The sequence below is a fragment of the Saccharothrix carnea genome (assembly GCF_003014735.1).
Taxonomy (GTDB): Bacteria; Actinomycetota; Actinomycetes; order Mycobacteriales; family Pseudonocardiaceae; genus Actinosynnema; species Actinosynnema carneum.
On the sequence record NZ_PYAX01000005.1, the window covers coordinates 598368 to 611161 of the forward strand.

The 12794-nt window shown below is 71.1% G+C and carries 12 protein-coding genes; 2 read left to right on the forward strand and 10 right to left on the reverse strand.

Going from position 1 to position 12794, the window contains the following annotated elements; all coding sequences use genetic code 11:
* Positions 1-5: 5 nt before the first annotated feature.
* The 4 genes from B0I31_RS17750 to B0I31_RS17765 all read right to left on the reverse strand — a co-directional run bounded on the left by B0I31_RS17750 (position 6) and on the right by B0I31_RS17765 (position 4627).
* Complete coding sequence (locus B0I31_RS17750; RefSeq protein ID WP_106616468.1) at positions 6-476, reverse strand: phage holin family protein; 471 nt, start codon at positions 474-476, stop codon at positions 6-8.
* A 59-nt stretch (positions 477-535) separates the two neighbouring features.
* On the reverse strand, positions 536-1732 hold the full coding sequence (nhaA, locus tag B0I31_RS17755; protein ID WP_281262302.1) for a Na+/H+ antiporter NhaA: 1197 nt from the start codon (positions 1730-1732) through the stop codon (positions 536-538).
* Positions 1733-1878: 146 nt separating this feature from the next.
* Positions 1879-3855 (reverse strand): acetate--CoA ligase, encoded by a 1977-nt coding sequence (acs, locus tag B0I31_RS17760; protein ID WP_106616469.1) that lies wholly within the window; start codon positions 3853-3855, stop codon positions 1879-1881.
* Between the two features lie 202 nt (positions 3856-4057).
* Positions 4058-4627: a GNAT family N-acetyltransferase gene (locus B0I31_RS17765; protein WP_106616470.1), complete on the reverse strand. Its 570-nt coding sequence runs from the start codon at positions 4625-4627 to the stop codon at positions 4058-4060.
* A 91-nt stretch (positions 4628-4718) separates the two neighbouring features.
* Between B0I31_RS17765 and B0I31_RS17770 the strand changes: the two genes are divergently transcribed.
* Entirely contained in the window at positions 4719-5444 is a 726-nt protein-coding gene (locus tag B0I31_RS17770) for a Fic family protein (protein ID WP_106616586.1), read from the forward strand.
* 19 nt (positions 5445-5463) lie between these two features.
* Here the strand turns inward: B0I31_RS17770 and kynU are convergent, their stop codons facing one another.
* Positions 5464-6585 (reverse strand): kynureninase, encoded by a 1122-nt coding sequence (gene kynU / locus B0I31_RS17775; RefSeq protein WP_106616471.1) that lies wholly within the window; start codon positions 6583-6585, stop codon positions 5464-5466.
* Positions 6582-7397: a tryptophan 2,3-dioxygenase gene (locus tag B0I31_RS17780; RefSeq protein ID WP_106616472.1), complete on the reverse strand. Its 816-nt coding sequence runs from the start codon at positions 7395-7397 to the stop codon at positions 6582-6584. Before B0I31_RS17780 ends, kynU begins: the two co-directional genes overlap by 4 nt.
* Positions 7398-7503: 106 nt before the next feature.
* On the opposite strand from B0I31_RS17780, the gene B0I31_RS17785 reads away from it, so the two are divergent.
* Positions 7504-7953 carry an Lrp/AsnC family transcriptional regulator gene (locus B0I31_RS17785; RefSeq protein ID WP_245950003.1) on the forward strand — a complete coding sequence of 150 codons (450 nt, stop codon included), beginning with the start codon at positions 7504-7506 and terminating at the stop codon, positions 7951-7953.
* Here the strand turns inward: B0I31_RS17785 and murQ are convergent.
* The 4 genes from murQ to B0I31_RS17805 all read right to left on the reverse strand — a co-directional run bounded on the left by murQ (position 7922) and on the right by B0I31_RS17805 (position 12794).
* Positions 7922-8857, reverse strand: a complete 936-nt coding sequence (murQ, locus tag B0I31_RS17790; RefSeq protein ID WP_106616473.1) for an N-acetylmuramic acid 6-phosphate etherase — start codon at positions 8855-8857, stop codon at positions 7922-7924. The genes B0I31_RS17785 and murQ overlap by 32 nt on opposite strands.
* Positions 8854-9771, reverse strand: coding sequence for a MurR/RpiR family transcriptional regulator (locus B0I31_RS17795; protein WP_106616474.1), 918 nt, complete (start codon positions 9769-9771; stop codon positions 8854-8856). The genes murQ and B0I31_RS17795 overlap by 4 nt, the downstream gene beginning before the upstream one ends.
* Positions 9772-9880: 109 nt before the next feature.
* Positions 9881-11533, reverse strand: coding sequence for a serine hydrolase domain-containing protein (locus B0I31_RS17800; protein ID WP_106616475.1), 1653 nt, complete (start codon positions 11531-11533; stop codon positions 9881-9883).
* A gap of 13 nt (positions 11534-11546) precedes the next feature.
* Complete coding sequence (locus B0I31_RS17805) at positions 11547-12794, reverse strand: exo-beta-N-acetylmuramidase NamZ family protein (protein ID WP_106616588.1); 1248 nt, start codon at positions 12792-12794, stop codon at positions 11547-11549.

A 12794-nucleotide genomic window follows, 5' to 3' on the forward strand; every position in this document is an offset into this window, starting at 1 on the left:
GCGGCTCAGTGGCCTTCGCCGCGGTGCCGGAGTGCCGCGACGGTGTCCCTGGCCGAGTCGATGGTCCGCTGCGGCGCGCGCAGCTTCTTCAGCTTGCGCACGCCCAGGAAGGCGAACAGCCCCGCCGTGAGCAGCATCAGCCCGAACACGATGAGGAACGCCGACCAGCGGGGCAGCCACACGTCCAGCAGCTCCGCGCCGAAGAAGAAAAAGAAGAACGAGCTGAACAGCAGCACCGCCAGCGCGACGATGAAGTAGACGCTGCCCTTGACGCCCTTCTTGATCTCGCCCGCGACCTCGGACTTGGCGAGCTCGACCTCCGCCCTGACCAACGTGGACAGGTGGGCCGTGGCGTCGCGCACCAGGCCGCCGATGGACGTTTCCTCCGCGATCTTCACCGCTGTCTCCGCCGTCAACGGGATCGACGGAACAGATGGCAGTCCGCTGCCGTTGGTGTTCTCCCGAGCGCTGGTCACCGACTCATCGTGCCATGCAGCGCCGCCCGGGGCCGCCCGACCGGCACAACTGCGCACGTTCAGTCATCATCGTCGGCGCGCTGGTGGACGCGACTGCGCCGGACCAGCAGAACCGCCGCCAGCAACGACGCCGTCAACGACGCCAGCAGCACCGCCGCCTTGGCCTGTTCGGCGTCCGCGCCGTCCAGCGCCAGGTCCGCGATCAGCAGGCTCACGGTGAACCCGACACCGCCGAGCATGGCCACCGCGACGATGTCGCGCGGTCCGGCGCCGCTCGGCCACACGGCCGCCTTGAACAGCACCGCCAACGCGGACGCGCCCACGATCCCGATCACCTTGCCCACCACCAGGCCGAGCATCACGCCCAACGCCAGCCGGTCGGTGAACAGCGAGCCCAACGCCTCGCCGTTCACCGGCACGCCGGCTGCGAACAACGCGAACAGCGGCACCGCCAGGCCCGCCGACCACGGCTGCAACCGGTGCTCCAGCCGCACGGCGGGCGCCTCGTGCTCGTAGTGGTCCTTGCGCACCCGGGTCAGCAGGGCCAGCGCGACGCCCGCGATGGTGGCGTGGATGCCCGCCTCGTGCACCGCGACCCACGTGCCCACCGCGACCGGCACGTACAGCCACGGTGACGTCACCCGCTTGTGCTGGAGGAACGCGTACAGCGCCAGCAACGCCACCGCGACCAGAGCGGCGACCGGGTTCAGCGTGGCGGTGAACAGCACGGCGATGAGGACGATCGCGCCCAGGTCGTCCACCACGGCCAGGCTGAGCAGGAAGACCCGCAGGCTGCTCGGCAACCCGGACGCGGTGATCGCGAGCACGCCGAGGGCGAAGGCGATGTCGGTCGCCACCGGGATCGCCCAGGCCCGTTCGACGCCCGGCTCACCCCAGCCGACCGCCAGCGCCACCGCGGCGGGCACGATCATCCCGCCGATGGCCGCGACCACCGGCAGGATCGCCGCCTTGAGGTCGTTCAGCTCGCCGACCACCAGCTCGCGCTTGAGCTCCAGCCCGGCCACGAAGAAGAAGATCGCGAGCAGGCCGTCCTTGGCCCAGTCGCCGACGCTCAGGCTCAGGTGCAGCGACTCCGGACCGAGGTGGAAGTCGCGCAACGCCGTGTAGGTGCCCGAGATCGGCGAGTTCACCCAGATCAGCGCGATGGCGGTGGCGGCGAGGAGGATCATCCCGCCCACGGTCTCGGTGCGCAGGTAGCGCGCGAACTCGGCGGCGGTGGGGCGCTTCTCGATCAAGATCGACTCCGGTGGTTCGGCAACGACTCATCCTCGTGCCGACCAGGCTTCCCGGCTCACCGGGAACGACCCTAACCCAGAAGAGGGCCCGCCGACCAACGGCGAGCCCCTCCTGTGTTCGATCCCAGCGCTCAGTCCCGCTCTGCTCAGTCCTCCTGGGCGCCCGACTTCAGGCCGCTGGAGATGAGGTCCATCACCGACGAGTCCGCGAGCGTGGTCACGTCGCCGACCTGCCGGTTCTCCGCCACGTCGCGCAGCAGGCGGCGCATGATCTTGCCCGAGCGGGTCTTCGGCAGCTCCGGCACCACCATGATCTGCCGGGGCTTCGCGATCGGGCCGATCTCCTTGGCCACGTGGTCGCGCAGCGCCTTGATCGCCTCCGCGCCGTCCGAGCCCTCGGCCACGCCGCCGCGCAGGATCACGAACGCCACGATGCCCTGGCCCGTGGTCGGGTCGGACGCGCCGACCACCGCCGCCTCGGCCACCGTCGGGTGCGAGACCAGCGCGGACTCGACCTCGGTGGTGGAGATGCGGTGCCCGGACACGTTCATCACGTCGTCCACCCGGCCCAGCAGCCAGATGTCGCCGTCCGCGTCGTACTTCGCGCCGTCACCGGCGAAGTAGTAGCCCTGCTCGGCGAACCGCGACCAGTACGTGTCGCGGTAGCGCTCGTCGTCGCCCCAGATGCCGCGCAGCATGCCCGGCCACGGCTGGTCGAGCACCAGGTAGCCGCCGCCACCGTGCGGCACCTCGTTGCCCTGGTCGTCCACGACCTTCGCGCCGATGCCGGGCAGCGGGCGCTGCGCCGAACCGGGCTTGGCGGACGTCGCGCCGGGCAGCGGCGAGATCATGATCCCGCCGGTCTCGGTCTGCCACCAGGTGTCCACGACGGGCGTCCGGCCCGCGCCGATGGTCTCCCGGTACCAGATCCACGCCTCGGGGTTGATCGGCTCGCCGACGCTGCCCAGCACGCGCAGGCTCGAGAGGTCGTACTCGGCGGGGATGTCCGCGCCCCACTTCATGAACGTGCGGATCAACGTCGGCGCGGTGTAGTAGATCGACACACCGTACTTCTGCACGATCTCCCAGTGGCGGCCCTCGTGCGGGGTGTTGGGCGTGCCCTCGTAGACGACCTGCGTGACGCGGTTGGACAGCGGGCCGTACACGATGTAGCTGTGCCCGGTGACCCAGCCGATGTCGGCGGTGCACCAGTAGACGTCGGTGTCCGGCTTGAGGTCGAACACGTTGTGGTGCGTGTACGACGCCTGGGTCAGGTAGCCGCCGGAGGTGTGCAGGATGCCCTTCGGCTTACCCGTGGTGCCCGACGTGTAGAGGATGAACAGCGGGTGCTCGGAGTCGAACGCCTCCGGCGTGTGCTGGTCGGACTGGCGCTCCACCACGTCGTGCCACCAGACGTCGCGGCCCTCGGTCCACTCGACGTCGGAGTTCGTGCGCTTGACCACCAGCACGTGCTCGACGGTCTTGGCGTTGGCCACGGCCTCGTCCACGGCGGGCTTGAGCGCCGCCGGGTTGCCGCGCCGGTACTGGCCGTCGGTGGTGATCACCAGCTTGGCCCGCGAGTCCTCGATGCGGGTGCGCAGCGCCTCGGCGGAGAAGCCGCCGAACACCACGCTGTGCATCGCGCCGAGGCGGGCGCAGGCGAGCATGGCGAAGATCGCCTCGGGGACCATCGGCATGTAGATGGCGACCCGGTCCTCCGCGCCGACACCCAGCTCGACCAGCGCGTTCGCGGCCTTGGAGACCTCGCGCTGAAGCTCGGCGTAGGTGATGGCGCGGCTGTCGCCGGGCTCGCCCTCCCAGTGGATGGCGACCTGGTCGCCGTGGCCGGACTCGACGTGCCGGTCGACGCAGTTGTAGGCGACGTTGAGCTTGCCGCCGACGAACCACTTCGCGAAGGGCGCGGCGGACCAGTCGAGCACCCGGTCCCACTTGGTGTCCCAGGACAGCCGCTCGGCCTGCTTCGCCCAGAACGCCTCGCGGTCGGCGTCCGCCTCCTCGTACAGGTCGGCGGTGGCGTTCGCCTGCGCGGCGAACTCCTCGCTGGGCGGGAACGTCCTGGTCTCCGTCGACAGGTTGTCCAGGGCGGCTTGCGGCTCTGTCATGGCGGGCGGACCTCCTGAATCCGTGGGGATGCGCACTGACCGTAGTGCGATTCAGCTCACTGCGCACCCAAAAGGTTCAGACCAATTTCGGCCGAGTTCGAAACGCGTGGGTAACTGTGTAACCCGGTCCGGGGCCCGTGACCACCGCGATTCCGCCGAACGACACCTAGGTTGCGACCAGCGGCACGTGGCGTGACTCGCGTCACGCCGTGAGCCTGGCCTTGAGGTCCGGCCACTCGTCCGCGGTCATCGAGTACACGACCGTGTCGCGCAGGGTGCCGTCCGGTCTGATGCGGTGCACCCGCAGGACGCCCTCGCGGGTCGCGCCGAGTCGTTCGATGGCCTTCTGCGACCGCTCGTTGCGCAGGTCGGTGTGCCAGCCGACGCGCAGGGCGCCGAGGTCCTCGAAGGCGCGTCGGAGGAGCAGGAACTTGGCGTTGGTGTTGAGGGCGGTGCGCTGCCAGCGGGTGCCGATCCACGTGTGGCCGATGTAGAGACCGCGGTTCCTGGGGTCGATCTCGTAGTACGACGTCGTGCCGGCGACCTCGTTCGTCCGCGGGTCGATCTGCGCCCAGGCCAGCCGGGTCGGGTCGGCGAGGCCGCGTTCGATGTAGGCGCGGGTTTCCTCGACCGTGGCGGGCTGGGTGGAGCTGAGCCACGTCCAGACCTCCGGGTCCTTGCCCGCCTCGTGCAGGCCCTCGGCGTGGTCGGGGATGAGGGGTTCGAGGCGGACGTGGTCGCCGATGAGCACCGGGCGGTCGTACCAGTTCATGCATCGACGGTAGATGCACTAGTGGCTACTTGAAATATCCATTTCCGGCTTGTTGTAGATGGCCACTTACCGGCGGGTAGTGTGCTCCGGCGTGACCGATCCGCTTGCCCCGCTGCTGGACCTGCCCGGTGTGGCCGACGCCGTCGCCGCGGCGCGTGACGCCGTGTTCCAGGTGCACCGGCACCGGGTGAACCTGCGCGGCTGGGCGACCACCGCGGCCGAGGCGTCCGTGCGCGCCGCCCGTGCGTCGGCGGCGCTGGACGGCGGTCCGACCGCGATCCCGGAGGACGGCACCGTGTCGGACCCCGTGCTGGCGGGCGCGCTGCGGGTGGCCGAGTCGTTGGGCGTGGTGTTCCCGACGTGGCAGCGGGCGCCGTTGCAGGCGTTGGCGCGGCTGCACGTGCTGGCGGGTGCGGACCTGGGCGGCGAATTGGGCCGTCCCCGCCCGGCACCGGGCGTCTCCTCCCGCCTGGACCTGCTCGCGCAGCTCGTCACCGGCGGCACGTCCGTCCCCGGCCCGCTGCTCGTGGCGGTGGTGCACGGCGAGCTGATGTCGCTGGCGCCGTTCGACACGGCCAACGGCGTGGTGGCGCGTGCGGCGTCCCGCCTGGCCTCCATCGCGACCGGCGTCGACCCGAAGTCCCTGGCCGTCCCCGAGGTCTTCTGCCTGCGCCGCCAGAACGACTACGCCTCCGCCCTGCACGGCTTCTCCACCGGCGACCCGGACGGCATCACCCGCTGGATCCTCTTCCACTGCGAGGCCCTCGAAGCCGGCGCCCGCGAAGCCCGCGGCATCGCCGACGCCGCCACCACCTGAGTGTTCGACTCGCGGTGGGTCAGAGGAGTTGTTTCAGGGTGGTGGCGGCGCGGTCGGCGTCGTCGAAGGTGTTGTAGAGCGGGGCGAAGCCGAAGCGCAGGACGTCCGGTGGGCGGTGGTCGCCGATGACCTGGCGGTCGATCAGCTCGGCCATCAGGCGCTCGGCGTCCGGGTGGCGCAGGGAGACCTGGTGGCCGCGCCACTCGTCGGACGGGGTGAGCACCTCGATGCCCGGCAGGTCCTCGACCAGCGAGCGGAAGTGGGCGGTCAGGGCCAGGCCCTTGGCGCGCACGTCGGCGAGGTCCACGTGGTCCCAGACGTCGAGGGCCGCGTCCAGCGCGAGCATCGAGAGGATGTCCGGCGTGCCCACGCGCGCACGGGAGACGCCCGGGTCCGGCGTGTACTCCGACGACATCGCGAACGGCACCTCGTGGCCCGTCCACCCCGTCAGCGGTTGGTCGAACGTCGGCTGGGCGTGCTTCGGCACGTAGATGAACGCGGGCGAACCCGGCCCGCCGTTGAGGAACTTGTACGTGCACCCGACCGCCAGGTCGACGTCCAGCGCGTCCAGCTCGATCGGCAGCACGCCGGCGCTGTGGCACAGGTCCCACACGACCTTCGCGCCCACCGCGTGCGCCTGCGCCGTCAGCTCCGCCATGTCCAGCAACCGGCCCGTGCGGTAGTCGACGTGGTTGAGCAGCACGACCGCCGTCGTGTCCCGCAGGTCCAGCTCCTCCGGCGGCGCCGGCCGCAGCGCCAGGCCCGTCAGCTCCGCCACCGACCGGGCGATGTACCCGTCTGTCGGGAACGTCCCCGCGTCGACCACGATCTCCATGCGGTCGGTGTTGCGCACCGCCGCCATCAGCGCCTTGAACAGGTTCACGCTGGTCGAGTCGGCCACGACGACCTGGCCGGGCTTGGCGCCGATGAGCCGGCCGATGCGGTTGCCGACCCGTTCCGGAGCCTCCCACCAGCCCTCGGACCAACTGCGGATCAGGCGCCGACCCCACTGGTGGCGCACGACGTCCTGCACGCGGTCGGCGACGGCCTTCGGTGGCGCGCCCAGCGAGTTGCCGTCCAGGTACACCACGTCGTCGTCGAGGTCGAACAGGTCGCGGATATGCGCCAACGGGTCGTTCACACGTAGCTCCTGGCCGTCCACAGTTCGGGGAACACGGAGCGTTGCGTGCGCTTCTCCAACCACGCAACCCCCGCGGAGCCACCGGTTCCGGCCTTCGCGCCCATCGAACGCCGGGTCGCCAGCAAGTGGTCGTAGCGCCAGCGGGCGAACTCCTCGGCGATGTCGGTCAGCGCCTCGCCCAGTTCGAGCAGGTCACGCGAGCCACCGCGGTAGATGTCCGCCCACACGGCCTCCACCTCGGCGTTCGGCTCGTACGGCTGGCTGACGTCACGCTTGAGCACGTCCTGCGGGATCGGCAGGCCCTGCCGGTACAGGGCGGCGAGCACCTCGTCGTACAGGCTCGGCTCGTTCAACAACTTCTCGAGCGCCTCGTGCTGGCGCGGCACGGCGCGGTGCGGCACGAGCATCGACCGCGACTTCTCACCGAGCAGGAACTCCACCTCGCGGTACCGGCCCGACTGGAAGCCGGAGCCCTCGCCGAGGGCGTCGCGGAACGAGTTGAACTCCGCGGGCGTCATCCGGGCGATCGGCCGCCACGCCGCGTTCAACGCCTGCATGTGCAGGTCGCTGCGGCGCAGGGTGCGGACCGCCGCCCGCAGGTCGTCCGCGCGCAGTTCCTTCTTGGCCTGCCGCCACTCGAAGCACAGCAGGCCGAAGTACAGCTCCATGACCTGCGTGATCACCAGGAACGACATCTCACGCGGGTCCTCGGACCACTGCTGCTGCAGCGAGTGCAGCACGGAGGCGTGCACGTAGTCCTCGTAGGGCGTCGTGCCGCCGAAGTCGAGTTTGGGTGAAACCGGGCAAGTCATGCCTTCATCATGACCGGGTGTTCCGGTGAGTTGAATGGGTGATGACGACTGTTTGGCGGCAAAGTTCTTACAGATGAAAGGCGATTCATCGAGTAGCTTTGTGGTCGTGAGCATCGAACTGGACGGCGTGGACTGGGCCCTGTTGGAGGCCCTGCAGGAGGACGCGCGACTGTCGTACAACGAGCTGGCACGGCGTGTGCACGTGTCGCCGCCGACCGTCGCGCAACGCGTGCGCAGGCTGGAGAACGCGGGCGTCATCACGGGCTATCGCGCCACCGTGGACCCGACGGCGGTGGGGCGGTCGGTGGTCGCCCTGGTGCGGATGAAGTGCTACGGGCCGCGGTGCATCACGGTGCACCCGGAGCTGCTCGACGACTGCCCCGAGGTGGTGGAGGTGCTGCGGCTGACCGGCGACATCTGCTCGGTGGTGAAGGTCGTGACCACGTCGATCAGCGAGCTGGAGCGGTTGCTGGTGCGGCTGGGCGGCTACGGCGAGACGTCCAGCGCGATGGTGTTGTCGACGCCTATCCCGTGGCGCCCGGTGCCAGCTGGCTGAGCGCCAGCCGGACGTGCCCCTGGGTGCGTTCCAACGCCTCCGCGGCACGTGCCGCGGGCACACCGGCCAACAGGTGCACCAAGGCCACCTTCAGGTCGCCGCCCGCGTCGGTCAGCGCCGTCGTGCACTCCTGCTCGCCCAGGCCCGTCGCCTCGCGCAGGATGCGGACCGTGCGGCCGCGCAGCTTGGCGTTGGTCGCGCGCATCGACACCATCAGGTTCGAGTACGTGCGGCCGAGCCGGACCATCACCGCGGTGGAGAACGACGTCAGCACCAGCTTCTGCGACGTGCCCGCCTTCATCCGGGTGGACCCGGCGATCGCCTCCGGGCCGGTGTCGAGCGCGATCAGCACGTCCACCTCGACCGGTGCCGGCGCGGTCGGGTTGTTGGACACCAGCACGGTGTGGGCGCCCAGCGTGCGCGCCTCCTCCAGCGCCGCCACCACGAACGGCGTGCGGCCGGACGCCGTGACGCCGACGACCAGGTCGCCCGGTGCCGCGTGCTTGCGGATCTCGGCGGCACCGGCGGACGCCTGGTCCTCCACGTTCTCCACGGCGTTGACCAGTGCGTCCCGGCCGCCCGCGTGGTGCGCGACGAACCAGTCCGGCGGCGAGTTGAACGTCGGCACCAGCTCGGCGGCGTCGAGCGTGGCCAGCCGGCCGGACGTGCCCGCGCCGACGTAGTGCACGCGGCCACCGGCGCGCAGCGCGCCCACGGCGAGGTCCGCGGCACGGGCCAGCTCGGGCAGCACGGCCGCCACGGCGTCGGGGACCAGGTGGTCCTCGGTGTTGATCAGGCGGAGCACGTCCAGCGTGGAGAGCCGGTCGATGTCCTCCGTCCGCGGGTTCCTGGCCTCGGTGGGTGAGTCCACGCGGACCGCGACACCGTCCCGGGGCGGCGTCATTTACCGGACTCCCGGCGCCGCCTGCCGTCCGGCCGCGCGCCGAGGCGGTGCCCCGACACCGCGTCGTACGTCGCTTCGAGGGCGGTCTTGGCGCTGTCCACGTGCCGCTGCGCCACCCCGATGAACAGGCAGTCGATCACGGTGAGCTGGGCGATCCGGCTGGCCATCGCGCCCGAGCGGAACGTGGTCTCGCGGGCCGCCGTGGTCAGCACGTGGTCGGCGACCTCGCTGATCGGCGAGCGCGGGAAGTTCGTCAGCGCCACCGTGGTCGCGCCGTGCTCCTTGGCCACCCGCAACGCCTCGACGGTCTCGGAGGTGGAGCCGGTGTGCGATATCCCGACCGCCACGTCCGCGGCGGTGAGCACGGCGGCCGACGTGAGCGCTATGTGCGTGTCGTTCCACGCGAAGCAGGTTCGCCCGATCCGGTGGAGCTTCTGCTGGAGGTCGAACGCCACGAACGCGCTCGCGCCGAACCCGTAGACGTCCACCCGGCCCGCACCCGCGACCGCCTCGACGACCGCTTCGAGCGTGTCCACGTTCAGCTGCTCGGCGGTCTCCTCGACCGCCCGCGCGTCCGCGAACGCGACCTTGCCGACGACCTGGCGCAGGTCGTCGCCGGGACCGATGTCGCCGCCCAGGTCGCGGTCGGTGCGCATGGACGTGCGGGCCGTGTCGGCGGCCAGGGCTATGCGCAGTTCCGGGTACCCGCCGACGCCGATGGCCTTGCAGAACCGGGTCACCGTGGTCTCGCTGGTGCCCGCGGCCTCGGCGACCTCGGTGATGCTGCGGTGGGCGACGGTCGCCGGGTTGTCCAGCACGACCTTGGCGACCCGCTGCTCGGCCCGGGCCAGGCCCGGCAGGAGTGAACGGATCTTGACCAGGGGACTGGAGTCGGCGGTACTTTCGGTGGACACGTGGGAAACTTACTAACCGCCCCACCCACGGTCAACGCAGGGTTGGGGTAACTCACCCCAACCGTGACCCAAACTCACCGCTTGGCGGGTCCCTACCGCGCCGATGTCACTAACGGTCCGCGGCCCGCCACCCTTCGGGGTGCAAACCCGCTGGTTCGCGCTCCGCGTCGAGTGCCACGCCCCGCTCGTCGATGACCCGGACGGCGTCCACGTACACGCCGCGGCCGCCGTAGCCCGTGCCCCGGACGTACCGCCAGCGGAACTTGCCCGCCGACTCCGTCTCCAGCTCGACCTTCTGCCAACGCCGCTGCCCGTAACCGGCCAGCACCCGGACCTCGCGCCACGCGGACCCGTCGTCGGTCGCCTCCAGGACGACCTTGTCGCCCGGGTCGAGGTCCACGAACGCCCAGAACGACAGCTGCTGCTCCGCCGAGCGCCGCGGCAGCTCCCGCGTGGTCAACGTGGCGCCGTTCGACTCCGGCGTCCACGCCGTGCCGTGCCGGGGACGCACCGCCAGCGCCTTCGCCAGGCCGTCTGCCGCCACCCGCCGGGCCGGGTTGATCGAGCCCCAGTTCCGGCTCGGGTGCACCCGGTTGGTCAGCAGGATCGCGATCGACCGCGACAACGGGTCCAGCACCAGCGTGGTGCCCGTGTAGCCGGTGTGCCCGGCGGCCCGCGGCGAGGTCAGCGCGCCCATGTACCAGCGCTGGTCCAGCTCGAAGCCCAGGCCGTGCGAGTTGCCCGGGAAGCCCTGGTTGAAGTCGGTGAGCATCAGCTCGACGGTGTCCTCGCGCAGGATCCGGCCGCCCGCGTGCGCGCCGCCGTTGAGGATCGCCTGGCCGAGCACGGCCAGCTCCCGCGCGGTGGAGAACATGCCCGCGTGGCCCGCGACGCCGCCCAGCGACCAGGCGTTCTCGTCGTGCACGCTGCCGCGGATGATGCCCCGGCCCGCCTGGTACTCGGTGGCGGCGATCCGGTCCAGCTTGGCCGCCGGCGGGTTGTAGCCGGTGTCCACCAGGCCGAGCGGCGCGGTGATGTCGTCGCGGACCAGCTCGTCCAGCTTCTTGCCCGACCACTTCTCGGCCAGCAGGCCGAGCGTGATCAGGTTGAGGTCCGAGTACAGGTAGGTGGTGCCGGGGGCGCTGCGCGGCTTGGTGTCCATCACGGCCTTGAGCCGCGACGGGATGTCGGGGTACTGCGACCACAGCGGCAGCCACGCGACCAGGCCCGAGGTGTGGGTCAGCAGCTGCCGGACGGTGATCGACTCCTTGCCGTTGACGCCGAACTCCGGCAGGTGGCGTGCCACCGGGTCGTCCAGCCCGAAGCGGCCCAGCTCGTGCTGCCGCATCACCACGATCGAGGTGAACAGCTTGGAGATCGACGCCAGGTCGAAGATCGTGTCCTGGGCCATCGGCACCCGTTGCGCCTCGGGCAGCTCGGTGCCGGCGGCGTCGGCGTAGCGGACCGCCCAACCGGTCGGCTCGTGCGTGACCACGACGCCGTCGTGCGCGAACAGCGTGACGGCGCCCGCGAACAGCGGGTGGCCGGTCGCGTCCGGGACGGTGTACCGCTCGATCTGCGCCAGGGCGGCGTCGAGCGGCGCCGGGTCGAGTCCCACGCGCTGCGGGGTACCCGTTCGCAGCACGTTGCTCGACCAGCCCTCGTGCGGCTGGTCGAAGCGTGCCTCGCGGCCCTCGGCGTGCGCCGGCAGGGTGACGGACAGGGCCATGGTGGTCGCGATCAGCAGGGCGGGGACGCGCATCGCTGTTCTCCCTCTACCGGTAGCGCAGGTAAGGCCGGCGGGTGCGGTCGAACGCGGCCAGCTCGTCGGCCCAGGCGCCGACCACCTCGTCGGTGTTCGCGCCCGCGTCGACCATGCGGCGCAGCCGGTCCGAGCCGCTGAGCTTGTCGATGTAGAGGTCCGGGCGCCACGCGAAGACCTGGGGGTAGCGGGCCCTCGCCGTGACGATCATGGCGACGGCCGTGCGTGGCGCGTCGAAGCTGTGGGCGTCGGTGAGGTGCAGGGCGACGCCGCCGCACAGCTTGTTGGCGAACTTGTTGAACGTGGGCGTGAAGTAGGTCTCCCGGAACCGGACGCCGGGCAGGCCCAGCGCGTTGAGGTCCTCGGCCCACCGCCAGTCCAGGCCCGGTGCGCCGATCGTCTCGAACGGGCGGGTGGTGCCGCGACCCTCGGAGAACACCAGCCCCTCGAACAGGCACGTGCCGGGGTAGACCAGGGCCGTGTCGTGCGTGGGGACGTTCGGGCTCGGCGGTACCCACGGCAGGCCGGAGTGCAGGTCGTCCCGCTTCCAGCCCCGCACGTCGACCACTTCGAGGCTCGCCACCCGGCCACCGTCGGTGGGCAGGAACTCACCGTCGAACAGCCGGGCCAGCTCGCCGATGGTCATGCCGTGCTGCTGCGCGATCGGCTTGCGGCCGACGAACGTCGCGTAGGCCGGGTCGAGCTGCGGGCCGCGGGCCGTGCCTCCGACCGGGTTGGGCCGGTCGAGCACGACGAACCGCGCGCCGGTCGCCGCGGCGGCCTGCATGACCGCGTACATCGTCCAGATGTAGGTGTAGAAGCGCGCGCCGATGTCCGCGATGTCGAACACGAGCGTGTCCACGCCCGACTTGGTGATCATCCCGGCGATCTTGGTGACGCTCGCGCCGTAGGTGTCGTAAACCGGGATGCCGGTGCGCGGGTCGAGGTAGTCGCCCTCCGAGCCGCCGGCCTGCGCCGTGCCGCGGAAGCCGTGCTCGGGGCCGAACGCGGCCAGCGGCCGCACCCCGGCGGCCACCATCGAGTCGACGATGTGGGTGTGGTCGCGCAGCACGCCGGTCGGGTTGGTGACCACGCCGATCCTGCCGCCCGCGAACCGCTGCCAGCCGTCCTCGGCGAGCTGCTCGGCACCGGTCTTGATCAGGCGCGGTCGGTCCGGGTGGTCGGGAGCGCTGTCGAACGCGCCGAGCGCGGGGACGGCGAGGGCGCCGGCGCCCGCCGCGAGGAAGTGCCTGCGGTCCAT